The organism is Faecalimonas sp. LCP19S3_D12 (genome assembly GCF_052121495.1).
In the GTDB taxonomy this organism is placed as follows: Bacteria; Bacillota; Clostridia; order Lachnospirales; family Lachnospiraceae; genus Faecalimonas.
The window spans coordinates 40,889-66,786 of record NZ_JBQKED010000014.1 but is presented as its reverse complement, the minus strand read 5'-3'; the positions used below and the strand labels follow the sequence as shown (position 1 = coordinate 66,786).

At 40.5% G+C, this 25,898-nt stretch carries 27 protein-coding genes; 24 read left to right on the top strand and 3 right to left on the bottom strand.

The genetic code is table 11. The features are described 5' to 3' along the window. Positions 1-116 precede the first annotated feature (116 nt). The 7 genes from ACTQXY_RS06130 to ACTQXY_RS06100 all read left to right on the top strand — a co-directional run bounded on the left by ACTQXY_RS06130 (position 117) and on the right by ACTQXY_RS06100 (position 5,770). On the top strand, positions 117-1,121 hold the full coding sequence (locus ACTQXY_RS06130) for an aldo/keto reductase (protein ID WP_441658752.1): 1,005 nt from the start codon (positions 117-119) through the stop codon (positions 1,119-1,121). Positions 1,122-1,458: 337 nt separating this feature from the next. Next, entirely contained in the window at positions 1,459-2,076 is a 618-nt protein-coding gene (gene fic, locus ACTQXY_RS06125) for a protein adenylyltransferase Fic (RefSeq protein ID WP_441658751.1), read from the top strand. 34 nt (positions 2,077-2,110) lie between these two features. Further along, positions 2,111-3,001 (top strand): Fic family protein, encoded by an 891-nt coding sequence (locus ACTQXY_RS06120; RefSeq protein WP_441658750.1) that lies wholly within the window; start codon positions 2,111-2,113, stop codon positions 2,999-3,001. A 20-nt stretch (positions 3,002-3,021) separates the two neighbouring features. After that, the gene (locus ACTQXY_RS06115; RefSeq protein ID WP_441658749.1) at positions 3,022-3,894 is read left to right on the top strand and encodes a Fic family protein; all 873 of its coding nucleotides are present in this window, start codon (positions 3,022-3,024) and stop codon (positions 3,892-3,894) included. Between the two features lie 26 nt (positions 3,895-3,920). Continuing rightward, positions 3,921-4,085, top strand: coding sequence for a hypothetical protein (locus ACTQXY_RS06110; RefSeq protein WP_441658748.1), 165 nt, complete (start codon positions 3,921-3,923; stop codon positions 4,083-4,085). Positions 4,086-4,265: 180 nt separating this feature from the next. Next, positions 4,266-5,081, top strand: a complete 816-nt coding sequence (locus ACTQXY_RS06105) for a hypothetical protein (RefSeq protein ID WP_441658747.1) — start codon at positions 4,266-4,268, stop codon at positions 5,079-5,081. 230 nt (positions 5,082-5,311) lie between these two features. Next, positions 5,312-5,770 (top strand): arsenate reductase/protein-tyrosine-phosphatase family protein, encoded by a 459-nt coding sequence (locus tag ACTQXY_RS06100; RefSeq protein WP_441658746.1) that lies wholly within the window; start codon positions 5,312-5,314, stop codon positions 5,768-5,770. 68 nt (positions 5,771-5,838) lie between these two features. Here the strand turns inward: ACTQXY_RS06100 and ACTQXY_RS06095 are convergent, their stop codons facing one another. Continuing rightward, positions 5,839-6,165 (bottom strand): alpha-helical endospore appendage domain-containing protein, encoded by a 327-nt coding sequence (locus ACTQXY_RS06095; RefSeq protein WP_441658745.1) that lies wholly within the window; start codon positions 6,163-6,165, stop codon positions 5,839-5,841. A 124-nt stretch (positions 6,166-6,289) separates the two neighbouring features. Between ACTQXY_RS06095 and ACTQXY_RS06090 the strand changes: the two genes are divergently transcribed. The 3 genes from ACTQXY_RS06090 (at position 6,290) to ilvC (ending at position 9,773) form a co-directional block, all read left to right on the top strand. Beyond that, positions 6,290-8,077: an ATP-binding cassette domain-containing protein gene (locus ACTQXY_RS06090; protein ID WP_441658744.1), complete on the top strand. Its 1,788-nt coding sequence runs from the start codon at positions 6,290-6,292 to the stop codon at positions 8,075-8,077. A gap of 109 nt (positions 8,078-8,186) precedes the next feature. Then, complete coding sequence (gene ilvN, locus ACTQXY_RS06085) at positions 8,187-8,690, top strand: acetolactate synthase small subunit (protein WP_441658743.1); 504 nt, start codon at positions 8,187-8,189, stop codon at positions 8,688-8,690. A gap of 66 nt (positions 8,691-8,756) precedes the next feature. Next, positions 8,757-9,773: a ketol-acid reductoisomerase gene (ilvC, locus tag ACTQXY_RS06080; RefSeq protein WP_004612450.1), complete on the top strand. Its 1,017-nt coding sequence runs from the start codon at positions 8,757-8,759 to the stop codon at positions 9,771-9,773. A 41-nt stretch (positions 9,774-9,814) separates the two neighbouring features. On the opposite strand, the gene ACTQXY_RS06075 is transcribed toward ilvC, so the two are convergent. Both ACTQXY_RS06075 and rpsT read right to left on the bottom strand, forming a co-directional pair. Further along, entirely contained in the window at positions 9,815-10,315 is a 501-nt protein-coding gene (locus ACTQXY_RS06075; protein ID WP_441658742.1) for a DNA-deoxyinosine glycosylase, read from the bottom strand. Between the two features lie 111 nt (positions 10,316-10,426). Next, positions 10,427-10,690, bottom strand: coding sequence for a 30S ribosomal protein S20 (rpsT, locus tag ACTQXY_RS06070; protein ID WP_022250056.1), 264 nt, complete (start codon positions 10,688-10,690; stop codon positions 10,427-10,429). A 176-nt stretch (positions 10,691-10,866) separates the two neighbouring features. Between rpsT and gpr the strand changes: the two genes are divergently transcribed. The 14 genes from gpr to rpsO all read left to right on the top strand — a co-directional run bounded on the left by gpr (position 10,867) and on the right by rpsO (position 25,775). Further along, on the top strand, positions 10,867-11,835 hold the full coding sequence (gpr, locus tag ACTQXY_RS06065; protein WP_004612453.1) for a GPR endopeptidase: 969 nt from the start codon (positions 10,867-10,869) through the stop codon (positions 11,833-11,835). Between the two features lie 57 nt (positions 11,836-11,892). Then, positions 11,893-13,074, top strand: a complete 1,182-nt coding sequence (locus tag ACTQXY_RS06060; protein WP_441658741.1) for a stage II sporulation protein P — start codon at positions 11,893-11,895, stop codon at positions 13,072-13,074. 73 nt (positions 13,075-13,147) lie between these two features. Then, positions 13,148-15,070 carry a DNA gyrase/topoisomerase IV subunit B gene (locus ACTQXY_RS06055; RefSeq protein WP_441658740.1) on the top strand — a complete coding sequence of 641 codons (1,923 nt, stop codon included), beginning with the start codon at positions 13,148-13,150 and terminating at the stop codon, positions 15,068-15,070. Positions 15,071-15,083: 13 nt separating this feature from the next. Further along, the gene (locus ACTQXY_RS06050; RefSeq protein WP_441658739.1) at positions 15,084-17,318 is read left to right on the top strand and encodes a DNA topoisomerase (ATP-hydrolyzing); all 2,235 of its coding nucleotides are present in this window, start codon (positions 15,084-15,086) and stop codon (positions 17,316-17,318) included. Positions 17,319-17,459: 141 nt separating this feature from the next. Further along, positions 17,460-17,927, top strand: a complete 468-nt coding sequence (gene rimP, locus ACTQXY_RS06045; protein ID WP_044987108.1) for a ribosome maturation factor RimP — start codon at positions 17,460-17,462, stop codon at positions 17,925-17,927. An 18-nt stretch (positions 17,928-17,945) separates the two neighbouring features. Then, entirely contained in the window at positions 17,946-19,067 is a 1,122-nt protein-coding gene (gene nusA / locus ACTQXY_RS06040) for a transcription termination factor NusA (protein ID WP_373206905.1), read from the top strand. Positions 19,068-19,105: 38 nt separating this feature from the next. Beyond that, complete coding sequence (gene rnpM, locus ACTQXY_RS06035) at positions 19,106-19,360, top strand: RNase P modulator RnpM (RefSeq protein ID WP_004612459.1); 255 nt, start codon at positions 19,106-19,108, stop codon at positions 19,358-19,360. Further along, entirely contained in the window at positions 19,341-19,670 is a 330-nt protein-coding gene (locus tag ACTQXY_RS06030; protein WP_004612460.1) for a L7Ae/L30e/S12e/Gadd45 family ribosomal protein, read from the top strand. The genes rnpM and ACTQXY_RS06030 overlap by 20 nt, the downstream gene beginning before the upstream one ends. A gap of 14 nt (positions 19,671-19,684) precedes the next feature. Next, complete coding sequence (infB, locus tag ACTQXY_RS06025; RefSeq protein WP_441658738.1) at positions 19,685-22,165, top strand: translation initiation factor IF-2; 2,481 nt, start codon at positions 19,685-19,687, stop codon at positions 22,163-22,165. A 16-nt stretch (positions 22,166-22,181) separates the two neighbouring features. Beyond that, positions 22,182-22,553 carry a 30S ribosome-binding factor RbfA gene (gene rbfA / locus ACTQXY_RS06020; RefSeq protein WP_441658737.1) on the top strand — a complete coding sequence of 124 codons (372 nt, stop codon included), beginning with the start codon at positions 22,182-22,184 and terminating at the stop codon, positions 22,551-22,553. Position 22,554: 1 nt separating this feature from the next. Continuing rightward, positions 22,555-23,496, top strand: a complete 942-nt coding sequence (locus tag ACTQXY_RS06015; RefSeq protein ID WP_441658736.1) for a DHH family phosphoesterase — start codon at positions 22,555-22,557, stop codon at positions 23,494-23,496. Between the two features lie 13 nt (positions 23,497-23,509). Then, complete coding sequence (gene truB / locus ACTQXY_RS06010) at positions 23,510-24,421, top strand: tRNA pseudouridine(55) synthase TruB (protein ID WP_441658735.1); 912 nt, start codon at positions 23,510-23,512, stop codon at positions 24,419-24,421. A 17-nt stretch (positions 24,422-24,438) separates the two neighbouring features. Further along, complete coding sequence (locus tag ACTQXY_RS06005) at positions 24,439-25,374, top strand: bifunctional riboflavin kinase/FAD synthetase (protein ID WP_441658734.1); 936 nt, start codon at positions 24,439-24,441, stop codon at positions 25,372-25,374. A gap of 134 nt (positions 25,375-25,508) precedes the next feature. Beyond that, a complete protein-coding gene (rpsO, locus tag ACTQXY_RS06000) occupies positions 25,509-25,775 on the top strand; it encodes a 30S ribosomal protein S15 (protein ID WP_004612466.1) in 267 nt (88 codons plus the stop codon). The last annotated feature ends 123 nt before the right edge of the window (positions 25,776-25,898 follow it).

Sequence of the window (25,898 nt, the reverse complement as noted above, 5' to 3'; positions counted from 1 at the left end):
CGTGATTTGTAGTATACCGAGTTCCCTACAAGAAGAATTATAAAGAAAAAATAAGCTCAGGGAAACATTTTCATTACGTTTTGTGCCTGAGCGAAGCGAAAGGAATGGATATAACAATGAACAAATTTATTGATCCGGTAATTGTGCCGAAAAAGAAGCTTTATACAGGAGTAGAAATTCCGTGCATTGGAATGGGAACATTTGGATCTGACCGTGTTAGTCCCAAAGAAGTATCGGATGCGGTTTTAGGTGCGATTGACTGTGGATATCGCCTGTTTGACTGTGCAGCTTGTTATGGAAACGAAGATCAGATTGGACAAGTGTTTCAGAAAGCATTTGATGAAAGAATTGTGGAGCGAAAAGATTTGTTTGTAATGTCAAAAGTATGGAATGATATGCATAGAGATGTAGAAAAAGCATGTCTCAAAAGTATATCGGATTTAAAATGTGATTATCTTGACATGTATTTTATTCATTGGCCATTTCCAAATTATCATGCACCAGGATGTGATGTTGATTCAAGAAATCCAGATTCAAAACCCTTTAGTGTAGAAGAATTTATGGATACATATCGTCAGTGTGAGGAATTGGTAGAGAAAGGTATAATTAAGCATATAGGAATTTCTAATATGACGATTCCTAAAATGGATGCAGTCTTGCCGCTGATGAAAATCAAACCAGCAGCGGCAGAGATTGAGATGCATCCGACATTTCAGCAAAGAGAGATTCAAGAATATTTGGAGATGCGCAATATCCTGCCAATCGGATATATGCCAATTGGTTCGCCAAGAAGACCAGAGAGAGATATTATGGAAGAAGATATCTCGGATTTGGAGATGTTGGAAATACAGACGATTGCAAAGGCACATGATGTGCATCCAGCAATTGTTGCACTGAAATGGGCACATCAAAATGGGCAGGTGCCGATTCCATTTTCAGTACACAATTATGCTGCAAATTTAAAATGTATGACAGAAGATCCGCTGTCCGACGAAGAGATGGCAATAATGTCAACTTTGGAGCGTGGAAACAGATTAGTTAAAGGTCATGTGTTTTTGTGGGAAAATGCAAAGGACTGGCATGACCTTTGGGATGAAGATGGTTTGATTACAGCTGAATAATAGTGTAAAGTGAGTGGAAAATATATTCCCGCAGAGATTGAAACATTGTGCTATTCAATCTTTGTGGGAATAATTTTATACTGCTTTCTGTTTGGGTTCAAAAAATGCAAATTGGATAGATGATTTGATAAAAAGAAAAAGATAACCTATAAGAAGATGAGTCTGTTATAGGATATTTTATTTACCAACATCTAAGAGAAAGAAAGAATCATTAAATACGGCAAAATAAAAGCAAGATATCTTATAATAAATTGGATTTATTGCCGATGTTGTGGTATACTTATAACGATAGATTTGTGACTGGAAAAGTGATCGCATGAAGAATGTGAGGTAAGCTATGCTTGAAAATAAATTAGGTATTACAGATTCTACAGAATTAGCAAGAATGGAAGAAAAAATCAGTAAGCAAAAAGCTCTTGAAATGTTTGAAAGTGGCTTTTTTGAGACATTAGAACCAGGGACTTATCAAAGTCTTGCGATGATTCATCAATATCTTTTTGATGAGATTTATGATTTTTCCGGTAAATTACGAAAGGTCAATATTTCAAAAGGAAATTTTAGATTTGCTCCGCTGATGTATTTGGAAGCAGCGTTACAGAGTATAGACAAAATGCCACAGTCAACTTTTGATGAAATTGTCGAAAAATATGTAGAAATGAATGTGGCGCATCCGTTCCGAGAGGGAAATGGGAGAAGCACGAGGATATGGCTTGATCTGATGTTAAAAAAAGAAATAGGATATGTGGTTGACTGGAGCAAGGTGGATAAAGAGGATTATCTGCTTGCCATGGAACGAAGCCCTATCAAAGATATCGAAATAAAGTTTCTTCTGAAAAATGCCCTTACGGACAATGTAAATGATCGAAAAATTTATATGAAAGGAATCGATCACAGTTATTACTATGAAGGTTATTATGTGTTTAAGACGGAAGATTTGACAGATACAAAGGTGTAAATTGATTTAGCGTTAGATAAGCGGAGGAATATGGATGCAGTATGTTTCAGTTGCCGAAATGGCAGAGAAATGGAATATATCGGAACGCAGTGTACGAAATTACTGTGCTCATAATCGTGTAGAAGGAGCATTTATTACCGGTAAGACGTGGAACATTCCGGAAAATGCAGAAAAACCGGAGCGTACTAATAAGAAGAGAGAAAAACAGAGAACCTTGCTGGATATTCTGCAGGAGGAAAGGAAAGCAGATTATTCCGGTGGTATTTATCATAAAACTCAGATTGAGTTGACTTATCATTCCAATCGCATGGAAGGCAGCCGTCTGACTCACGACCAGACTAGATATATTTTTGAAACCAATACCATCGGTGTAGAAAAAGAAGTGTTGAATGTGGATGATGTGATTGAAACGGCAAATCATTTTTGTTGTATTGATATGATCATTGACAACGCAAAGGCAGCATTGACGGAGAAATTGCTCAAAGAGCTTCATTTAATCCTGAAAAATGGAACCAGCGATTCCAGAAAAGATTGGTTTGCTGTTGGCGATTATAAAAAGATGCCGAATGAAGTCGGCGGTATGGATACTGCACTTCCGGAAGAAGTTGTCGATAAAATGAAAGCCTTGTTGGCAGAGTATAACAGAAAAGAAGAAAAGACTTTTGAGGATATTTTGAATTTTCATGTGAAGCTTGAGCGTATCCATCCGTTCCAGGACGGCAATGGCCGTGTGGGAAGACTGATTATGTTTAAGGAATGTCTGAAATATAATATCGTTCCATTTATCATCGAGGATAATCTGAAAATGTTCTATTATCGTGGATTGAAAGAATGGGATAATGAGAAAGGGTATCTGACAGATATTTGTCTGAGAGCACAGGAGAAATATAATGGGTATTTGGAGTATTTGAGGATTGCGTATTAAGTAGGAAAAGAGGTGTGGCTATGTCAGCGGACAAAAACTGGCAATTTGAGCTGGAAGAATATATCAAACAGGGCGAGCCTGGTCAAATCGAAAAAAGTGAAGCTTGGCAGACTGCAATCGGATTGCAGGCGATAGACGGCTTGCAAACATCTGCCTATCTGCTTGATACAGCTAAGGAACATATTGAAGGAAAAATCAGTATTGATGAAGTTCAAAAACGTATTCAGAGTTATTATGAACAGCGTGCTGATCGTACCCAAACTGAGAATGATACTGAGGAAGCAGATATTGTATCTGCAAGAATTACAAAATTGTTGGGAGAGAAAGCATTTCAATTTTCGCCAATTGAATGGCTGACCATCCATCGCAGATTGTTTGAAGATGTGTTTTCTCATGCCGGTCAAATTAGGCAGTATAATATTACGAAGAAAGAATGGGTGCTGAAAGGCGATACGGTCACCTATGCATCATGGAACAGTATTAAAGAGACACTTAACTATGACTTTACAACAGAAAAGCAGTTCTCTTATGAGGGGCTGTCTGTGGAAGAATCTGTAAAACACTTGGCAAAGTTTGCTTCGGGTATTTGGCAGATTCATCCGTTCTGTGAAGGTAATACAAGAGCAACGGCAGTTTTCATGATTAAGTATATGAAAACATTCGGATTCAAAGTGAATAACGATGTTTTTGAGAAAAATTCCTGGTATTTCCGTAACGCCTTGGTGAGGGCAAATTATAATAATTTACAGAATGGCGTTCATGTAACGACAAAGTTCTTGGAAATGTTCTTCAGTAATTTGCTTCTGGGGACGGAATATGAGCTGAAGAACCGATATATGCATGTGGATTATGCAGATACTGAAAAGTTCCAAAGTCTCAATTTGACACTTTAGAATACACTTTAGAGGAATTGGCAGTCTTGGAGCTGATTGATAAAAATCCGTTCATGAAGCAAAAAGAACTGGCTGCAGAAACCGGAAAATCTCCTTTACGGATACGAATGATGAAGAAGGTAACTAAGCAAAAAGATATAGCCATCTACTGGTTAGAAAATGAAAATCCCTTCTTCTTAATTTGTCCTTGACAAGGGGTACACTTTAAAGTATTTGAAAAAATATGCACCGCATATGATCATTGGAACAGGTGGAATAGGGGTTGGTGTGGCCATTTCTCAACCAGGTAAAATGGAGAGAGCAAAAACGTTATTTGGTGTTCAGACCATGTTTTATACTTAAAGGTTAAATTTATGGAAGGATGTGTTAAAGTGAGTTTATACTCAGAAGTAAAAGAAATAGTTAGTGATGTACAAAAATTCGGAAAGGACAATATAGAGGTCAAAAAGATTGTAGACTTATTAAAAATAGTATCGTTCTTAATAGTTTGTGCAACTTTTATAGTACAATATTGGAAATTTATGTTTGGTATTAAAGTGGAAATACTCCCAACATTTCCAATATTTTTGAATCAGTTTCTTGCTGAATATACATATGTAATTTTCGTGGGATTAATTGTTTATAAAGTTGTAGGATATACAATCTTAAGATATTTGGTAATCAGTGTGGAAATCAATTCTAATATGAAATTATTTCCTGTTCTTAATACGGTAGAAGATATTTTTGAAATAGGTACATTGTCCATTTTGTTATTAAAGTTAGTCAATAATTTGCTTTTATGTATTCATGGGATAGATGTAATAAAAAGTGCAGATAAAAAAATATATATCATATATTTAATATGTTGTTTTTACTTGTTTGTTAATTGGTTATATATAAAAAATAAAAATTATTGGTATTTTGCTGATATTAAATATACACCGTTTTTTGATTGTAATGGCAAGAGGATTGCTCAGAATGATAGTGTCATATATTATGGGAGATTATATAGTTTATATTTACTAGATGTGGAAGAATGTTCAGTATTTATAGAAGAAAAAGGAGAATGCAGAAAAAAGGAATGGTATTTATCAAAATCTAATAGTGGAATAATTCGTAAAGAAATTTCATTAGAAGATGCTGTCCGAGATGAGAAAGGAAAAATTAAAGTTTATGAGTATTGGATGGGAGAAAAAGGAAAATTATGATATATAAGCAGTTAGCCTGGTGTAGTATGGAGCGAAAGCAATGACTGCTTTTGCACTTCCCCAGTATCTAACAGGGGGCACTATTTCACAAAAGACACGTCAAAAATTTATATTGTCACACTTTGACGATGTTCAAAAAGAAATGAAAGAAGTCTGTAATTGGTAAGTTGTAAAGTTGTAAAAAGCCTTTAAATACAAGGAAATACGACAATTTAGGGAGATATAAGAACATGATAAAGGTACTTTTCATCTGCCACGGCAATATCTGCCGTTCTACCATGTCCCAATTTGTATTTCAAGACATGGTCAACAAGCAAGGTCTCACAGACCAATTTTACATCGATTCCGCGGCAACAAGCCGTGAGGAGATCAACGGTCCGCATTACGGAACGGTGAACAAGATGCGGGAAGTGGGGATTCCGGTTCTTCCACACAGGGCGGTTCAAATGACGAAAAAAGATTACAAGGAGTATGATTATCTGATCGGGATGGATGAGGCAAACATTCGCAACATGACAAGAATTGCGGGTGGAGACCCGGAAGGAAAGATTCATATGCTTCTTGATTTTGGCAGGGAGCCAAGGGCAATCGCAGATCCGTGGTATACCGGGAATTTCGATGTGACATATCGGGATGTGAAAGAAGGATGCGAGGCATTGCTCGATTATATAAAGCAACATGATTTATAAGCATAATTTTAGTCTCCTCCCAGACGGAACGAAAAATTCCGGCCGGGAGGAGTTTTGCTGATTTAAATTTATTTTTCGTCTTTACATTTGCAGTCGCAAGCGCAGGAATGTGGCTTTTTGTCACAGTCTTCTAAAATCGGTTTGATCAGATCTAATTTTGACTTCAGGACCATTTCTAAATTTGTGATTTTTTCCACCATATTTTCTACGGATTGATTTACTTCGATCAAATCTTTATGGCTGCAATGTTCCATTGAGATGGCTTTTTGCAGTTTTTCACCCTCTGCATTTAAAATATGCGAGATTGCGGTTTCCTCCAATGCGATAGATTGTAACAGGGAAGTGGCGGCACAACATTTGCTGATATCTGTGCATTCGATTTTTGGCATACTCATGTCTGAATTCCTCTTTCGTTTTTTACTATTATATTCATAAACAGGCGATGTGTGATTTCAGAAATTGACGCAGACTGAAAAATCCTTTATGATATTTTCAGAGAATAAATGAGGAGTGTTGAAAATGAACATATTGAATATAGAACATGTCAGTAAAATATTTGGTGAAAAGACGATTTTTGATGATGTCTCTTTTGGAATTCAAGAGGGGGATAAAATTGGGATTATTGGAATCAATGGTACCGGGAAAACGACTCTGCTGCGTATGATTGCAGGTGTGGAGGAGCCGGATGAGGGACAGATTGTAAAGCAGAATGGGATTCGCCTCGCGTATCTTCCGCAGCATCCGGTGTTTCCAAAAGATGCAACGGTTTTGTCGTATGCGTTTGACGGCATAGCGGAAAATGACTGGACATTGAAAAGTGAGGTGAAGAGTGCGCTCAACAAACTTGGAATCACGGACCATGATATGAAGATAGAGCATCTTTCGGGAGGACAGAAGAAAAAGGTGGCGCTTGCGAAAACGCTGACATCTTCGTTTGAGATTTTGTTGTTGGACGAGCCGACCAACCATTTGGACAGTGAGATGATTTCCTGGCTGGAAGATTATCTAAAGAGATATAAAGGTGTTGTGATCATGGTGACACATGACCGTTATTTTTTGGACAAGGTGACCAATCGGATTTTGGAGATCAGCCGTGGAAAGTTATATGGATATGAGGCGAATTACTCGAAGTTTTTGGAAATGAAGGCAGAGCGTGAGGAGATGGAGCTTGCGTCAGAGAGGAAACGCCAAAGTGTGCTTAGAATGGAACTTGAGTGGGCAAAACGTGGATGTCGTGCGAGAACGACGAAGCAGAGAGCGAGACTGGAACGTCTGGAAGCGCTGAAAAACGGGAAAGCTCCGGAGACAGATCGTTTGGCAGAGATTGATTCTGTGGAAACGAGAATGGGAAAGAAGACGATTGAGCTCCACCATGTCAGTAAGAGCTACGGGGAGCGAAAGTTGATTGACGATTTTGATTATATTGTATTGAAGAATCAGAATCTTGGAATTGTAGGACCAAATGGCTGTGGCAAATCGACGCTGTTAAAAATGATCGCGGGACTTGTTGAGCCGGATGAGGGAACGATTGAGATTGGTGAGACGATTCGAATCGGTTATTTTGCACAGGAACTTCCGGAAATGAATACGAGCCAGAGGGTGATTGATTTTGTGAAAGATATCGCCGAGTATATTCCGACGAAAGATGGAAGAATTACAGCTTCGCAGATGTTGGAGCGGTTTTTATTTACGCCGGATATGCAGTATGCGCCAATTGAAAAATTATCGGGCGGTGAAAAGAAGAGACTTTATCTGTTAAGTGTCCTGCAGGCTGCGCCTAACGTGCTTATATTCGATGAGGCGAACAATGATATTGATATTCCGACAATGACAATTTTAGAGGACTATCTGAACTCGTTTCAGGGAATTGTGATCACGGTATCGCATGACCGCTATTTTTTGGATAACGTGGTGGACCGCATTTTTGAATTTGATGGAAATGGACATTTGCAGCAGTACGAGGGCGGATACACGGATTACATAGAGGCGAAGCAGAAGCGGGAAGTGCCAAAAGAGGAAGTGAAGACGAAAAAGAGTACCGGGAAAAATGATTGGAAACAGAATCGTCCGACAAAGTTGAAATTTTCATATATGGAGCAGAAGGAGTTTGAGACAATTGATGAAGATATTGCCAAGCTGGAGGAAAAACTCGAAAAGCTGGATGCGGATATGATGGCGAATGCAACGAACTCTGCGAAACTTTCTGAACTTACTTTAGAAAAAGAGCTCGCAGAAAAACAGCTGGAAGAAAAGATGGAACGGTGGGTTTATCTGAATGATCTGGCAGAGCGCATTACAGCGCAGTAAAAAGTTAAAGTGACATTTAGAAAAAGTATTGACAAATAGGTTTCTAGTTGATAATATATAAAAACAGAACGCACTCTGTTTTTTAAAAATAAGAAAGTAGAGGGATGTTATGAGGAAACAAGTATTTTCATTATTGGTAAATAACAATGCGGGATTGTTAAGTCGCGTTGCCGGATTATTCAGCAGACGAGGATACAGTATTGACAGTATCACAGCAGGAATTACAACGGATGAACGGTTTACAAGACTTACGGTTGTTGCAAGCGGGGATGAGTTGATTTTGTCTCAGATTGAGAAGCAGCTTCGCAAATTGGAAGATGTCGTTGATATTAAGATTTTGGCGGATGGAGAGTCGGTTTGCAGGGAGCTTATTATGGTCAAAGTGATGGCAGATGCATCTGAGAGAGCAGAGATTATTTCTGTTGCTGATATTTTCAAAGCGAAGATTGTCGATGTGGAGAGAGAGTCGTTGATGCTTGAGATGACAGGAAATCAGTCGAAAGTAGAGGCTTTTTTGAATCTCCTGCAGGGATATGAGATTTTAGAGCTTGCAAGAACAGGAATCACAGCCTTGTCAAGAGGGTCAAAAGGTATCAAAGTAATTGATGATTAACGTAGAAAGCTAGGGGCAAAGGTCCTTAACTATATATTCATGAGAAGGGTTTAGGAGGTAACAGCTATGGCAAAAATTTATTATCAGGAAGATTGTAACTTATCATTATTAGAAGGAAAGACAATTGCGGTAATCGGTTACGGAAGTCAGGGACATGCGCATGCATTGAACGCAAAAGAATCCGGATGCAATGTCATTATCGGTCTTTACGAAGGCAGCAAATCATGGAAAAAAGCAGAAGAACAAGGATTTGAGGTATACACAGCGGCAGAGGCAGCAAAAAAAGCCGATATTATTATGATTTTGATCAATGATGAAAAGCAGGCTGCATTATACAAAAACGATATTGAACCAAACCTTGAAGAAGGAAATATGTTAATGTTCGCACACGGATTTAACATTCATTTTGGATGTATCGTACCTCCAAAGAATGTAGATGTTACAATGGTAGCGCCAAAGGGACCTGGTCACACAGTAAGAAGCGAATATCAAGTAGGAAAAGGTGTTCCTTGTCTTGTGGCAGTAGAACAGGATGCGACAGGAAAAGCACAGGATATCGCACTTGCATATGCACTTGCAATCGGTGGAGCAAGAGCAGGTGTGCTTGAGACAACATTCCGTACAGAGACAGAGACAGACCTTTTCGGTGAGCAGGCAGTACTTTGTGGTGGCGTTTGTGCATTGATGCAGGCAGGGTATGAGACATTGGTAGAAGCAGGATATGATCCAAGAAATGCTTACTTCGAATGTATCCACGAGATGAAATTAATCGTAGACTTGATTTACCAGAGTGGATTTGCCGGAATGAGATACTCTATCTCAAACACAGCAGAATACGGTGATTACATTACAGGACCAAAGATCATCACAGAAGATACAAAGAAAGCAATGAAGAAAATCTTATCAGATATTCAAGATGGTACATTTGCAAAAGACTTCTTATTAGATATGTCATCAGCAGGAAGCCAGGTACACTTCAAAGCAATGAGAAAACTTGCAGCAGAACATCCATCAGAAATTGTCGGAGAAGAAATCCGTAAATTATACAGCTGGAGCGACGAGGATAAATTGATCAATAACTAGTCGTTATAATGAAAAGTAGGTAGATGCATTAAATGCACTACCTACTTTTTATGTGCAGTATATTGGGTGATGCTTTTCCAAATCTCTACAAGTTTCTCCAGTGAATAGACTGCGTTTGCGGGACTTGTGGATGGCAGTTTTATTGCGTCCATATTTGTCTGACTTTTGCAGTATTTTTCATAAAGCTGGAATGCGGCGTTGCCGTTTGTATAAATCTGCTCGATATGGGAGACAGACAAGATTCGATTCAGATCATTGGGAACGACGTTTTTGATGCTGCTGTCGCTGGAACCTTTGATCTCGCAGGAAGCAATCACATCCCACACTGCGATCTGATTGGTCAGAAGGAAAGGCTTTTTCTCCTCGATTGTCTTTGGAACCTCACAGTTAAAGACCTGTGCGAGCACCTTCCAAAAACGATTTTGGGGGTGATTGTAGAAGAAGTGTCCTTCTCGTGACTTTACAGAGGGGAAAGAGCCGAGAATCAATATTTTTGAGTCCTTATTAAAAATCGGTTCGATTTCGTGAAAAACAGTGTTCATAAAAAACTCCTTCACTCAGATTTTTGTGACTTTGTACCTGGCTGAACTGTTGCTAAAAAAAGACAACCATATGACGGTATGGTTGTCTTATAATATATTTCCTAATAAAAATTAAGCAATTCCGTTAACAGCTTTTGTTAAACGAGAAACTTTTCTAGCACAAGTATTTTTGTGGTAAACACCTTTGCTTCCAGCCATGTTGATCTCTTTGATAGCAGCTTTTAATGCTTCAACAGCAACAGCCTGATCTTTTGCTTCAACAGCAGCATCTACTTTTTTAATAGAAGTCTTTACTCTTGATTTAATTGCTTTATTTCTAGCAGCTTTTGTTTCGTTTACTAAAATTCTTTTTTTTGCAGATTTAATGTTAGCCAATCTGAACACCTCCAATATATGTGATATAAAATTCATCTTTTGTTCAGCAGACCCGGACACGGAACGTTCTACTGAAACATACTCATTCATTGTAAAATAACTATTGTGGCTTGTCAATACATAATTCTCTTTTTTTTTGTGAAAACTAAAAAATAAAGTTACAAGGAGAAGTTGAGATGTTGGAAAAGTATAGTATTCATACAGATTTAGCATTGGAGGAAAAAGAGCGATTTGAATCGGATCATGTGGAAGTTCAGGGAGTTATCTTGGAAGAGGAGTATGACAAAGAGCGGGAGATACGAATCACGAAAGTAAAGATTGAGACGGAAAAAGGGGCTCGCGCGATGGGGAAACCTGTCGGCACATATATTACGATGGAAGCACCGAATATGGCCGTCCCAGACGAGGAATATCACAGGGAAATTTCAGAAGAACTGGCAAAATATATCAAAGAGCTCATAAAAATCGAAAAAGAGGACTATGTTGTATTGGTGGCAGGTCTTGGAAACCGTCAGGTGACACCGGATGCATTAGGACCACATGTAGTGGATAATCTGGCAATTACAAGACATATTGTAAAGGAGTATGGTAAATACGCAATGGGGGAAGATGCTGTGCACATGACAAGTGCAATCGTTCCAGGGGTTATGGCGCAGACCGGTATGGAGACATTAGAGATCATCAAAGGGATTGTAAAAGAGACAAAGCCGGATTTGGTTATTGCAGTGGATGCGCTTGCCGCAAGGAACAGCAAGAGACTGAATCGAACCATTCAGATTGCAGATACGGGAATTAATCCGGGCTCCGGTGTTGGGAATCACAGAAACGGAATTACAGAAGAGACAATCGGGGTTCCGGTCATTGCCATTGGTGTGCCGACGGTTGTAGATGCAGCTACAATTGTCAATGACACGATGGAAAATTTGATTGCGGCACTGGAGACATCCGAGACACTAAAAGGTGTGGGGGTCGTTTTGCAGGGATATAATGCGACGGAGAAATATGAACTGATAAAAGAACTGATCTCTCCGCATTTAAATGGAATGTTTGTGACACCGAAAGATATTGATGAGACAATCAAACGAATCGGATATACGATTTCTGAGGGATTAAATATTTTGTTTTCGGAGAGGACATGCTCATAATTATCAAAAAAGCAACATATATTGTTAAAGCTCTAAAGATTCTGTTAGGAGAGAAATATGAGAAAAAATAGGAGTTTAGCAATATTGTCGGGCAGTTTGATCTTTTGTCTTGGCATATATATATTATTTCAAGGTGGAACGCAGATTACGGAAGAATGGAAGGGGAGTCTGCGGGAAAATCTTGTGAGAATGACAGAAAGGTCTTTTATGCCAGGACTTTTCTATGCGGAAAAAGAAGAAAAGACAGATTGGAATACATGGATTGCAAAAAAAGCGATGCAGATGATTCCCCTTGGAAGTTATGTGGAAGGAAAAGGAACTTATGAATCTGAAATTGAAGATACTGCGACCTATGAAATGATCATGGCAAGGCAGGCGGCAGATGAAAATGAGGTGGACGAGAATGGGAATCTGATCAACGGGGACGGAAGTCACGCAGAAAAAGATGCCAAGGAAGTGAAAACAGAACCGGTGACTGTATCGATAGATCAGCTGCGGGATTTTAACTATCTGGTGAGCCATTATTATACGGTGGACAGCACAACGATGATCGGGCAGGAGCAGTTAAATGTGGATGAGCTTCTCGCAAAAGATATGCATATTGACACAAGTGGGGAAGGACCCAAAGTACTTATCTTTCATACTCACTCGCAGGAGACTTTTGTGGATTCTGTGGAGGGAGATGTCGGCACCAGTATCGTCGGGATGGGAGCATATTTGTCAGAGCTTTTGAATGCGAAGGGAATTTCCACCATCCATCATGACGGCGTGTATGATTTGATCGACGGGAAATTAGACCGAAGTAAAGCGTATGAATTTTCGGAAGTGGGAGTCAGAAAAATATTGGAAGAAAATCCAAGTATTGAGGTTGTGATTGATCTGCATCGTGATGGGGTCGGCAATGATACACATCTGGTGACGGAGGCAAATGGAAAACAGGCAGCAAAGATCATGTTTTTCAATGGGCTTAGCAGAACAAAGGCGAATGGAGATATCGCATATCTTCCGAATCCTTATATTCAGGATAACCTGTCGTTTTCTTTGCAGATGCAGCTTGCCTCAGAGAGTATGTATCCGGGATTTGCAAGGAAAATCTATCTGAAAGGGTACCGTTACAGTCTCCACATGATGCCAAAATCCCTTTTGATCGAGGCAGGTGCCCAGACAAACACCGTGGAGGAAATGCGAAATGCGATGGAGCTGTTGTCAGACGTTTTAACAAAAGTCATCGCAGGGTAGAAGAATTTATTTGAAACGAACCTTTGTTTGTGTTATGATGGGTGCAGTATGAAAAAGAGAGGACTTTAAGTAAATGGCGAAACAAAATACATATGATGCAGATAGTATTTCTATATTAGAAGGACTGGAAGCGGTCAGAAAAAGACCGGGAATGTATATTGGAAGTGTGTCTACAAAGGGGCTCAATCATTTGATCTATGAGATTGTGGACAATGCGGTAGATGAACATCTTGCGGGGTACTGTGACAAGATTCAGGTCATACTGGAAAAAGATGGCTCTGCAACGGTGATCGACAATGGGCGAGGTGTCCCTGTCGGGATGCACCAAAAAGGGGTATCCGCAGCACGTATTGTATATACGACACTTCACGCAGGCGGAAAATTTGATGATACAGCTTATAAGACAAGTGGCGGGCTGCACGGGGTTGGCTCTTCGGTTGTAAATGCACTTTCTATTTATATGGATGTCAAGATCAGCAGGGAAGGTGCAATTCATCACGACCGATACGAGCGGGGGATTCCGGTTGTAGAGCTTGAAAACGGGTTGCTTCCGGTTATTGGAAAGACGAGAAAAACGGGTACAGAAGTGAATTTCCTGCCGGACGACACGATTTTTGAGAAGACGAGATTCAAGGCGGAGGAAGTAAAAAGCCGTCTCCATGAGACTGCGTATCTGAATCCGAATCTGACGATTATTTTTGAGGACAGACGCGGAGCGCAGACAGAACATATTGAATATCATGAGGAAGACGGAATCCTTGGATTTATCCGTGATCTGAATCAGAAAAAAGAGGCGATACATGATCCGATTTATTTTAAGGGAGAATCAGAAGGAATCGAAGTGGAAGTTGTATTCCAGTATGTGAATGAGTTCCATGAGAATGTACTCGGATTTTGTAATAATATTTACAATGCAGAGGGCGGAACGCATTTGACGGGATTTAAGACGACGTTTACGACGGCGATGAACCAGTACGCGAGAGAACTTGGCATTTTAAAAGAGAAGGACAGCAATTTTACAGGAGCAGATATCCGCAACGGAATGACGGCGATTGTTTCAATCAAGCATCCGGATCCGCGTTTTGAAGGGCAGACGAAGACAAAGCTTGACAATCCAGATGCATCAAAGGCGACCGGAAAGGTGACCGGAGAGGAGATCGTGCGCTATTTTGACCGGAATCTGGATACGCTTAAAAAAGTAATCAGCTGTGCGGAGAAGGCCGCAAAAATCCGTAAGACGGAGGAGAAGGCAAAGACGAATCTGTTGACGAAGCAGAAATATTCGTTTGACAGCAATGGAAAGCTTGCAAACTGTGAGAGCAGAGATGCAAACAAATGCGAGATTTTTATCGTGGAGGGAGATTCTGCGGGAGGTTCCGCAAAGACGGCGAGAGACCGCTCTTATCAGGCAATTCTGCCAATCCGCGGAAAGATTTTGAACGTGGAAAAAGCAAGTATCGATAAGGTACTTGCCAATGCGGAGATCAAGACGATGATCAATGCCTTTGGCTGTGGATTTTCGGAAGGGTATGGTAATGATTTCGACATCACCAAACTCCGCTATAACAAGATTATTATTATGGCTGATGCGGACGTGGATGGCGCTCACATTTCTACATTATTATTGACATTGTTCTATCGGTTTATGCCGGAATTGATTTTTGAAGGACATGTCTATATTGCGATGCCTCCGCTTTACAAGGCGATGCCGAAAAAAGGGGAAGAGGAATATCTGTACGATGACAAAGCACTGGAGCGCTATCGCAAACGTCAGAAAGGACCATTTACGCTGCAAAGATACAAAGGTCTTGGTGAGATGGATGCAGACCAGTTGTGGGAGACAACGCTGAATCCGGAGACGAGAATGCTAAAGCTTGTCGAGATTGAAGATGCGAGAATGGCATCTTCCGTGACGGAGATGCTGATGGGAAGTGAAGTGCCTCCGAGACGTGCGTTTATTTATGAAAATGCGACAGAAGCAGAGTTAGATATATAGGAGGCAACAAAAGATGCAGGATTCACAAATTATAAGAACCGAATATTCGGATATCATGAAAAAATCATATATCGATTATGCGATGAGTGTCATTGTGGCAAGAGCGTTGCCGGATGTCAGAGATGGTCTGAAACCGGTGCAGAGAAGAACACTTTACGATATGCATGAGTTAGGTATCCGCTATGATAAACCATATCGAAAATGCGCGCGTATCGTCGGGGATACGATGGGTAAATACCACCCGCATGGAGACAGTTCCATCTACGAATCGCTGGTCGTAATGGCGCAGGAATTCAAAAAAGGAATGATTCTTGTGGACGGACATGGAAACTTCGGCTCTATCGAGGGAGACGGCGCTGCTGCGATGCGTTACACGGAGGCTCGTCTTGCAAAACTGACACAGGAGGTATTTCTTGCAGACTTGGATAAAGGAGTTGTGGACTTTGCTCCGAACTTTGACGAGACAGAAAAAGAGCCGGAGGTGCTTCCGGTTCGTATTCCAAATCTTTTGGTGAATGGTGCAGAGGGAATCGCGGTCGGAATGGCGACAAGTATTCCGACACACAATTTAGGCGAAGTGATCGATGCGGTGAAAGCATATATGAAAAACAGTGAGATCACGACAAAGCAGTTGATGAAACATATCAAAGGACCGGATTTTCCGACGGGCGGTATCGTAGTCAACAAAGACGATCTTTTGAACATTTATGAGACGGGAGCCGGAAAGATTAAGATTCGCGGAAAAGTGGAAGTGGAGGAATTGAAAGGCGGAAAGAAACGTCTTGTGATTTCAGAAATTCCTTACACAATGATCGGTGCAGGAATCGGAAAATTTTTAAACGATGTGGCGTCCCTTGTGGAGAGCAAAAAGACGAATGACATCACAGATATCTCCAATCAGTCATCCAAAGAAGGAATTCGGATTGTGCTGGAACTTCGAAAAGATGCAGATGTGGAAAACTTAAAGAACATGCTTTACAAAAAGACTCGTCTGGAAGATACATTTGGAGTGAATATGCTTGCCGTTGCCAATGGGAAACCAGAGACGATGGGACTGAAATCAGTTATCGAGCATCATGTAGATTTCCAGTTTGACATTGCGACGAGAAAATACAAGACACTGCTTGCAAAAGAGTTGGATAAAAAAGAGATTCAGGAGGGTTTGATCAAGGCATGTGATGTCATTGATTTGATTATTGAAATTTTGCGTGGCAGCAAGTCGATCAAAGAGGCAAAAGCATGTCTGACGGACGGTGTCACAGAGAATATCAAATTCAAGTCCAATATTTCAAAGAAAATGGCTTCGATGCTTCGATTTACGGAGCGGCAGGCAACAGCTATTTTAGAGATGCGCCTGTACAAACTGATCGGGTTAGAGATTGAAGCATTGCAGGCGGAACATGAGCAGACGCTCAAAAATATTGTCCGCTATGAAGATATTTTGAACAATTACGATTCAATGGCGCAAGTTATTATAGAAGATCTAGATGTAATCAAGAAAGCATATGCAAGAAAACGACGGACGGTTGTTGAAAATGCAGAAGAAGCAGTGTTTGAAGAAAAGAAGATCGAAGAGCAGGAAGTTGTATTTTTGATGGATCGTTTTGGATATGCAAGAACGGTGGATATGTCGACCTATGAAAGAAACAGGGAAGCGGCAGACTCGGAGAACAAATATGTGGTTTCTTGCATCAATACTGGAAAAATCTGTCTGTTTACGAATGCAGGAAAGATGCATCAGGTAAAGGTGCCTGATATTCCATATGGAAAATTCAGGGATAAAGGAACTCCGATTGATAATTTGAGTAATTATAACAGCACCGAAGAACAGATTGTGTTTGTATGTGACGAGGGAAGTCTCTCTATGGCAAAGCTGTTGTTTGCGACAAAACAAGGTATGTTAAAGCAGGTGGATGGAAGTGAATTTCAGGTGGCAAAACGAACCATCGCAGCGACAAAGCTTTTAGAAGAGGATGAAGTGATCTGCGTACAGGTTGTGACAGATGGACAAAGCGTTGTGCTTCAGACAATGAATGGATATTTTCTGAGGTTTGCGTCGACAGAGGTGCCGGAAAAGAAAAAAGGTGCCGTCGGAGTTCGTGGAATCAAACTGCAGAAAAAAGATGAACTGGAACAGGTATATCTGCTTGAAGAAGGAGTTGAGCAAAAGGTTCTATATAAAGAAAAAGAAGTGACATTGAACCGTCTGAAACTGGCAAGACGGGATGGAATCGGAACAAAACGATAACCCTGAAATGAGAAATTTTGAAAATACCCTTGCATTTATTGAGAATGAGTGCTATAGTGTATGATAGTTACATAAGAAATCGGCAGAAGAGTGGACGTAATGTTCACTCTTATTTGTTGGTATAAGAAAGGAAGGTTGACAGTGTCTAAAAGAGAAGTATACGAACAAAAAACAGAAGAACTTCTATTACCAATCGTTGAAAGCAATGGATTTGAGTTGGTGGACGTTGAGTATGTAAAAGAGGGAGGAAACTGGTATCTTCGGGCATATATTGATAAACCGGGAGGAATTTCGGTAGACGATTGTGAAGTGGTAAGCAGAGCGTTTTCAGATATTCTGGATGAGAAAGACTATATCGAAGATACGTATATCTTTGAAGTGAGTTCTCCGGGACTTGGAAGACCTTTGAAGAAAGAAAAAGACTTTGCAAGAAGTATCGGAGAAGAAGTGGAGATCCGTACTTACCGTGCGATTGACAGACAGAAAGAATTTATCGGGATTCTAAAAGAATACGATCAGGATACCGTGACGATTGAATATGAAGATGAGACAACAAAGACATTTGAACGAAGTGAGATTGCTTTGATTCGTTTGGCATTGGATTTTTAAATCAGGAGGAAAGAAAAAATGAACACAGAATTATTAGAAGCGTTGACAATTCTTGAGCAGGAAAAGGATATCAGTAAAGAGACTTTATTAGATGCAATTGAGAATTCTCTGATTAACGCATGTAAAAATCATTTTGGAAAAGCAGATAACATCAAAGTAGTGATGAATCGTGAGACTTGTGACTACTCTGTATTTGCGGAAAAGACAGTTGTAGAAGAAGTGGAAGACGATGTGATGGAGATTAGCCTTGCAAATGCAAAGATGATCGACTCTAAATTTGAGCTTGGCGATATTGTTCAGATTCCGGTGGAATCAAAGGAATTTGGGCGTATTGCAACACAGAATGCAAAGAACTTAATTCTTCAGAAAATTCGTGAAGAAGAAAGAAAAGTTGTATATGATCAGTATTTTGAAAAAGAGAAAGATATCGTGACTGGTATCGTGCAGCGTTATGTTGGCAAGAATGTAAGTATTAACCTTGGAAAAGCAGATGCAATGCTGACTGAGAATGAGCAGGTAAAAGGTGAAGTGTTTAAACCTACAGAACGTATCAAACTCTATATCGTAGAAGTGAAAAACACAACAAAAGGACCAAAGATTTTAGTTTCTCGTACACATCCGGAACTGGTAAAACGTCTGTTTGAGTCTGAGGTTGCAGAAGTAAAAGAAGGCATTGTTGAGATTAAGAGTATCTCAAGAGAAGCCGGTTCTCGTACAAAGATTGCAGTGTGGTCAAATGACCCGGATGTAGATCCGGTTGGAGCATGTGTAGGCATGAACGGTGCGAGAGTCAATGCGATCGTAAGTGAACTTCGCGGAGAAAAGATTGACATCATCAACTGGAGTGAGAATCCTGCAATCTTGATCGAGAATGCTCTTAGCCCGGCAAAAGTCATCTCTGTAATGGCTGATCCGGATGAAAAGACAGCAAGTGTAATTGTGCCGGATTATCAGTTGTCACTTGCAATCGGAAAAGAAGGACAGAATGCCAGACTGGCTGCACGTCTGACAGGATACAAGATTGATATCAAGAGCGAGACACAGGCGATTGAAGCTGGTGAACTGCCGGAAAATTATATGAATCTTTCCACAGAAGTATCTGAGGAAGCAGATGAAGAGATACCAGATGAATTAGTGTAGTCAGGAGTGATTTGTTGAGTAATAACAAAAAGGTTCCTATGCGAAAATGTGTAGGATGTCAAGAGATGAAAAGTAAAAAAGAAATGATGCGTGTTTTAAAAACTTCAGAAGATACATTTGAACTGGATGCGACAGGAAAGAAAAATGGGCGCGGAGCATATCTTTGTTTTTCAAAAGAATGTTTTGAAAAAGCGGTGAAAAACAAAGGGTTAGAGCGATCTTTTAAGCAGGCAATTCCAAAAGAAGTTTATGAAAAACTGGAAAAGGAGATGAATGCGCTTGAAATCGAGTAAAGCATTATCGTTAGTCAGTCTTGCCACAAAAGCAGGAAAGACAGCAAGTGGCGAGTTCTGTACCGAAAAGGAAGTGAAGACCGGTATGGCGGAGCTTGTGATTGTGGCAGAGGATGCGTCAGACAATACAAAAAAGAAGTTTAAAAATATGTGTAATTTCTATGAAGTGCCAATTTATTTTTATGGAGATAAAGATACCTTGGGGCATGCAATGGGAAAAGAATTTCGGGCAATGGTTGCAGTGACAGATGCAGGATTTGCAAAAGGAATTGTGAAACACTTGGAAACAGAAGGATATACGATTGCATAGAGGAGGTAGTTAGTATGACAAAAGTGAGAGTGCATGAATTAGCAAAAGAGCTAAATAAAACAAACAAAGAAGTGCTTGATGTTCTTAGGGCAAAAAATATAGAGGTAACGAGTCATATGAGTTCATTGAGCGATGAGCAGATTGGGCTTGTAAAGAGCAGTTTAGGCGGCGGAGAGACAAAAGAAGAGCCGAAGAAGAAAAATATTGTGCAGGTGTTCAGACCACAGAATTCCCAAAATGGTTCCCGTCAGGGCAATCGTCCGACGCAGAGACGAGATGGACAGAGCAACAATCAGGGACAAAGAAGCGGAAACAATCAGGGGCAGAGACAGAATGGTCAGAGACCACATAACAATAACCAAGGTCAGAAAAACAATAATGCCGGTCAGGGACAGAGACAGAATAATAATGCCCAGAGAGCAAATAATAATCAAAGACCGAACAACAATTATCAGAGCCAAAAGCGGGATGATAACAGACGTGATGACAGAAGAGACGACCGCAGAGATGATAATAGAAGAAACGACAGAAGAAATGATAACAGAAAGAGCACACCTTCTATTCCGGCACCGGTGGTTTCGGAGCAGAAGCCACAGCGTCAAAAACAAAAAGATAATTTTAATAAGAAGAAAGATTATCGCAAAGATGACCATGAGGAAAGAGTGCCGAAAGGGAAAAAAGCAAAGAATGTGCCGTTGCAGCCAAAGCCGCAGCCAAAGGTAGAGGAAAAAGTGGAAGAAAAGATTAAGATGATCACGATTCCGGAAGTACTTACAATCAAAGAACTTGCAGATGCGATGAAGATTCAGCCATCTGTAATTGTGAAAAAATTATTCTTACAGGGAAAAATCGTAACTGTCAATCAGGAGATCGATTATGATACAGCAGAAGAAATTGCAATGGAATTCGAAGTACTCTGTGAAAAAGAAGAAGTGATAGATGTCATTGAAGAATTGTTAAAAGAAGATGAAGAAGACGAAAGCAAGATGAAGAAACGTCCGCCAGTTGTGTGTGTTATGGGACACGTTGATCATGGTAAAACTTCCCTTCTGGATGCAATCCGTAATACAAATGTGATTGACCGTGAAGCAGGTGGTATCACACAGCATATTGGTGCATATGTGGCGACAGTGAATGGAGAGAAGATTACATTCTTAGATACACCTGGACATGAGGCGTTTACAGCAATGCGTATGCGTGGCGCTAATTCCACAGATATTGCGATTCTTGTTGTTGCGGCAGATGACGGCGTAATGCCTCAGACTGTAGAGGCGATCAACCATGCGAAAGCAGCTGGAATTGAAATCATTGTTGCAGTGAATAAGATTGATAAGCCTAGTGCGAATATCGACCGTGTAAAACAGGAATTGACAGAGTATGAACTGATTGCAGAGGACTGGGGTGGAAGCACAATCTTTGTACCGGTTTCTGCAAAGACAGGAGAAGGAATCGAAGACTTGATGGAGATGATCCTTCTGACAGCGGAAGTATTGGAATTAAAAGCCAATCCAAACCGTCGCGCAAGAGGTCTTGTGGTCGAGGCAGAGCTTGATAAAGGAAAAGGTTCTGTGGCGACAGTATTGGTACAGAAAGGTACACTTCGTGTCGGAGATGCCATCGCAGCAGGTTCGGCTTACGGTAAAGTAAGAGCAATGATGGATGACAAAGGAAGAAGAGTCAAAGAGGCAGGACCTTCTACTCCGGTAGAGATCCTTGGTCTGAATGATGTACCAAATGCTGGAGAAGTATTTGTCGGATGCGGCAATGATAAAGAGGCAAGAAACTTTGCAGAGACATTTATTTCACAGGGAAGAATGAAGCTGTTAGACGATACAAAATCGAAGATGTCCTTAGATGATCTGTTTAGCCAGATTCAGGCAGGAAATGTAAAAGAACTTGGTATCGTTGTAAAAGCAGACGTACAGGGTTCTGTGGAAGCGGTGAAACAGAGTCTTTTGAAATTATCAAATGACGAGGTCGTTGTAAAGATTATCCACGGTGGTGTCGGTGCAATCAATGAATCTGACGTGACACTTGCATCTGCATCCAATGCGATCATCATAGGATTTAATGTACGTCCAGACGCAACTGCAAAAGAGATTGCAGACCGTGAAGGAGTGGATGTAAGATTATATCGTGTCATCTACAATGCGATCGAAGATGTGGAAGCTGCTATGAAAGGTATGCTGGATCCGGTATTTGAGGAAAAAATACTCGGTCATGCAGAGGTTCGTCAGACATTCAAGGCTTCAGGAGTAGGTACGATTGCAGGCGCATATGTGCTTGACGGTACATTCGAGAGAGGATGTTCTGCACGTATTGTCCGTGACGGAGTCGTAATCTTTGACGGCGGTCTTGCTTCACTGAAACGTTTTAAAGATGATGTAAAAGAAGTAAAAGCAGGTTATGAATGTGGGTTTGTCTTCGAGAAATTTAATGATGTCAAAGAAGGCGACCAAGTAGAGTCTTATAAGATGGTAGAGATACCAAGATAAGAAAAGAGGAAAAGAATTGAGAAAAAACAGTATTAAGAATACAAGAGTAAACGGAGAGGTGCAAAGAGAATTGAGCAACATTATCCGCGGGGGCATCAAAGACCCTCGTGTTGCACCAATGACTTCCGTTGTGGCGGTGGAAGTAGCACCGGATTTGAAGACATGCAAAGCATATATCAGTGTGCTCGGTGACGAGAAAGCGCAGGAAGACACCATCAAAGGTCTTCAGAGTGCAGAAGGATATATCCGAAGAGAACTGGCAAGAAAGCTGAATATGAGAAACACGCCGGAAATAAAATTTGTGATGGATCAGTCTATCGCATATGGCGTGGCAATGTCGAAAATGATTGATGATGTGACAAAGGATTTAAAAGAAGAGGAAGAATAAGATGTTAAAGGAAGTCTTGAAACATGTAAAAACAGTTGCCATTGGCGGTCATGTGCGTCCGGATGGTGATTGTGTCGGCTCCTGTCTTGGGTTGTATCAGTACATCAAAGAAAACTATGAAGAGATTCAGGCGGATGTCTATCTGGAAGACATACCGGATAGCTTTCAGTTTATCAAGGCGGCGAAAGAGATTCGTCACGAGGTGTCGGACAAAAAAGAATACGATCTGTTTATTGTGCTTGACTGTGGTGATAAAGAACGTCTCGGATTTTCAAAGGCGCTTTTTGAACATGCAAAAGAGACGTTCTGCGTAGACCATCATATTAGTAATCTTGCGTTTGCAGATCAAAATTATATTTTCCCGGAAGCAAGTTCTACTTCGGAGCTTGTATACCGGCTTTTGGATTTAGAAAAGATCACAAAAGAGACGGCTGAATGTCTGTATCTTGGAATTGTGCATGATACAGGAGTGTTCCAGTATTCATGTACGGCGCCGGAGACGATGGAGGCGGCAGCGAACCTGATGCGGAAAGGGATTAATGCCTCTGAGATCATCGAAAAGACATTTTATGAAAAGACGTTTGCTCAGAACCAGATTTTGGGGAGGGCATTGTTTGAAAGTTTTCTGTTTATGGATGGAAAATGTATTGTATCCTATATTACACAGCGTATGATGGAATTTCATGGTGTCACACCGAAAGATTTAGAAGGAATTGTCAGCCAGCTTCGGGTGACGAAAGGTGTGGAAGTTGCCGTTCTTTTATATGAGACTGCTCCGCATGAGTACAAAGTGAGCCTGCGTGCATCTGGTGATGTGGATGTCAGCAGAATCGCACAGTATTTCGGTGGAGGAGGTCATAAAAAAGCGGCTGGTGTGACGATGAAGGGAACGGTACATGATGTGATCAACAATCTGTCCGGACAGATTCATTTACAACTATAAAAAGGAAGAAAATATGGTACACGGAGTCATTAATATACGTAAAGAAAAAGGATTTACATCACATGATGTAGTCGCAAAACTAAGAGGGATTCTCGGACAGAAAAAGATTGGGCATACCGGTACATTGGATCCGGATGCGACGGGCGTTCTTCCGGTCTGCCTTGGAAAAGCGACAAAATTATGCGATATGCTGACGGATAAGGATAAGACATATGAGACAGTACTTTTACTTGGAAAGGCAACGGACACTCAGGATATATCCGGAACAGTGTTATCCGAAAAAGCGATGGATGGAATTGACAATGATGCCGTAGAAAGATGCATCGGGGAATTTGTAGGAGAATACTTACAGGTACCGCCGATGTATTCTGCGTTAAAAGTCAATGGGAAAAAACTATATGAACTGGCGCGAGCCGGAATTGAGGTTGAGAGAAAAGCTCGTCCGGTTGTCATCTATGAGATTCGGATCAAAGACATTTCACTTCCGCGCGTGCGGATGGAAGTCTCCTGCTCCAAAGGAACCTATATCCGTACATTGTGCCATGATATCGGAGAGAAACTCGGCTGTGGTGGCTGCATGGAGGAACTCACCCGCACAAAAGTAAGCAGGTTTACTTTGGAAGACAGCTACACATTGGAGGAAGTCAGACAGAAAAAGGAAGAGGGAACACTTTCAGAGATATTAGTTCCGATTGATGAAATGTTTGAGCAGTACGAGGCGGTGACACTTAAAGCACCTTATGAAGCGCTTGTGTGCAATGGAAATATGTTTTTTGAAAAGCATATCAATGAGTCAAAAGACCTGGTTGACGGAGAGTATGTGAGAGTTTACAGTAATTCCGGACAGTTCATTGCGATTTACGCATATCAGCAGAAACAAAAGATGTTTAAAATAGTCAAAATGTTTTTTGATAAAAATGAGTAACGATAAGAGGAAAAAACATGCAATATATCAAGGGAATGCAGTTCTATCAAAATGACAAAAAGACTGCAATTACATTGGGGAAATTTGATGGTCTTCACAGAGGACATGAGACATTGATCGAGCGGGTCATTGCGCATCAGAAAAATGACGGTGTAGACAGCGTTGTGTTTGCATTTGACATGGCGCCCTTGTACGAAAAATTAAAAAAGAAAAAAGAAAGTCTGATTACGAACGAAGAACGCGCAGGACGCCTTTTGGGCAGGGTAGATTATCTGGTGGAATGCCCATTTGTCGAGGCAGTTTCAAAAATCGAGGCGGAGACTTTCATAAAAGAAATTTTGGTGAAACAATTTCATGCCAAGTATATTGTAGTTGGCACGGATTTTCACTTTGGATATCAGAAAAAAGGTGATTATCATATGTTGCAGCAGTATAGTGGGGAATACGGGTATGAGGTGGAAGTGATTGAAAAGAAGTGCTATGAAGATAGAGAAATCAGCAGCACTTACATTAAAGAAGAAGTGAAAAAAGGGAATATGAAACTGGTTACACAGCTTCTTGGATACCCGTATGCCGTCACAGGAGAAGTGCAATATGGTAAGCAGCTTGGGAGAAAGCTTGGATTTCCCACGATGAACATTGTTGCAGAAAAAGAGAAACTGCTTCCGCCAAATGGAGTCTATGTCAGTTCAATTCGGATTGATGGCATGCTTTATGGAGGAATCTCTAATATCGGCTGCAAACCGACAGTTTCAGAGAAAGAACAGATGGGAATTGAAACATTTGTATTTGACTATCACGGGGACGCTTATGGAAAGAAAATTGAGGTAGCGCTTTACGAGTATGTGAGACCGGAAAAAAAATTCGATTCTGTAGAGATGCTTCGCGAGCAGGTGGAACAGGATATCGCATATGGGCGTAAGCAGCTTCAAGGTTTCGACAGTAATTTTTAAAAATAAGTAGTTTACACTGGTGTAAAAGTATGATATACTCATCAAGTATGAAAAAACCGATGTTCGGTGACCGGATACTCCAACCGTCACTTAATGTCAGGTGTTAAATTTAAGAAAAACAGGAGGGTCATAGCATGATCGCAAAAGAAAAGAAACAGGCTATTATGGCAGAATATGCCAGAACAGAAGGCGACACAGGTTCACCGGAAGTTCAGATTGCTGTATTAACAGCAAGAATCAATGAGTTGACAGAACACTTCAAAGCTAATCCAAAGGATCATCATTCAAGAAGAGGTCTTCTTAAAATGGTAGGACAGAGAAGAGGTTTACTTGCTTACTTAAAGAAAACTGACATTGAAAGATACCGTACATTAATCGAGAGATTAGGATTAAGAAAATAGTTAAAAGTTTTATACAGACCACAACACAACAATGCAAAGGGGCAGGCGAATATCGCCTGTTCCTTTTTTAGCTGCAAGTTGGGGGTATCCTTTTTCTTGACAAATAAAAAGAAAAAAGGTATA

Bases quoted from the DNA above. Each gene is read 5' to 3' on its own strand.
- ACTQXY_RS06095 (WP_441658745.1), bottom strand. From the start codon at position 6,165: ATGAGTATGCCAAAAATCGAATGCACAGATATCAGCAAATGTTGTGCC.
- ilvC (WP_004612450.1), top strand. From the start codon at position 8,757: ATGGCAAAAATTTATTATCAGGAAGATTGTAACTTATCATTATTAGAA.
- ACTQXY_RS06075 (WP_441658742.1), bottom strand. From the start codon at position 10,315: ATGAACACTGTTTTTCACGAAATCGAACCGATTTTTAATAAGGACTCA.
- ACTQXY_RS06005 (WP_441658734.1), top strand. From the start codon at position 24,439: ATGCAATATATCAAGGGAATGCAGTTCTATCAAAATGACAAAAAGACT.
- ACTQXY_RS06055 (WP_441658740.1), top strand. From the start codon at position 13,148: ATGGCGAAACAAAATACATATGATGCAGATAGTATTTCTATATTAGAA.
- ACTQXY_RS06015 (WP_441658736.1), top strand. From the start codon at position 22,555: ATGTTAAAGGAAGTCTTGAAACATGTAAAAACAGTTGCCATTGGCGGT.
- nusA (WP_373206905.1), top strand. From the start codon at position 17,946: ATGAACACAGAATTATTAGAAGCGTTGACAATTCTTGAGCAGGAAAAG.
- rpsO (WP_004612466.1), top strand. From the start codon at position 25,509: ATGATCGCAAAAGAAAAGAAACAGGCTATTATGGCAGAATATGCCAGA.
- gpr (WP_004612453.1), top strand. From the start codon at position 10,867: ATGTTGGAAAAGTATAGTATTCATACAGATTTAGCATTGGAGGAAAAA.
- ACTQXY_RS06100 (WP_441658746.1), top strand. From the start codon at position 5,312: ATGATAAAGGTACTTTTCATCTGCCACGGCAATATCTGCCGTTCTACC.
- ACTQXY_RS06050 (WP_441658739.1), top strand. From the start codon at position 15,084: ATGCAGGATTCACAAATTATAAGAACCGAATATTCGGATATCATGAAA.
- ACTQXY_RS06030 (WP_004612460.1), top strand. From the start codon at position 19,341: ATGCGCTTGAAATCGAGTAAAGCATTATCGTTAGTCAGTCTTGCCACA.
- rnpM (WP_004612459.1), top strand. From the start codon at position 19,106: ATGCGAAAATGTGTAGGATGTCAAGAGATGAAAAGTAAAAAAGAAATG.
- ACTQXY_RS06130 (WP_441658752.1), top strand. From the start codon at position 117: ATGAACAAATTTATTGATCCGGTAATTGTGCCGAAAAAGAAGCTTTAT.
- ACTQXY_RS06060 (WP_441658741.1), top strand. From the start codon at position 11,893: ATGAGAAAAAATAGGAGTTTAGCAATATTGTCGGGCAGTTTGATCTTT.
- fic (WP_441658751.1), top strand. From the start codon at position 1,459: ATGCTTGAAAATAAATTAGGTATTACAGATTCTACAGAATTAGCAAGA.
- ACTQXY_RS06115 (WP_441658749.1), top strand. From the start codon at position 3,022: ATGTCAGCGGACAAAAACTGGCAATTTGAGCTGGAAGAATATATCAAA.
- infB (WP_441658738.1), top strand. From the start codon at position 19,685: ATGACAAAAGTGAGAGTGCATGAATTAGCAAAAGAGCTAAATAAAACA.
- ACTQXY_RS06120 (WP_441658750.1), top strand. From the start codon at position 2,111: ATGCAGTATGTTTCAGTTGCCGAAATGGCAGAGAAATGGAATATATCG.
- ACTQXY_RS06090 (WP_441658744.1), top strand. From the start codon at position 6,290: ATGAACATATTGAATATAGAACATGTCAGTAAAATATTTGGTGAAAAG.
- truB (WP_441658735.1), top strand. From the start codon at position 23,510: ATGGTACACGGAGTCATTAATATACGTAAAGAAAAAGGATTTACATCA.
- ilvN (WP_441658743.1), top strand. From the start codon at position 8,187: ATGAGGAAACAAGTATTTTCATTATTGGTAAATAACAATGCGGGATTG.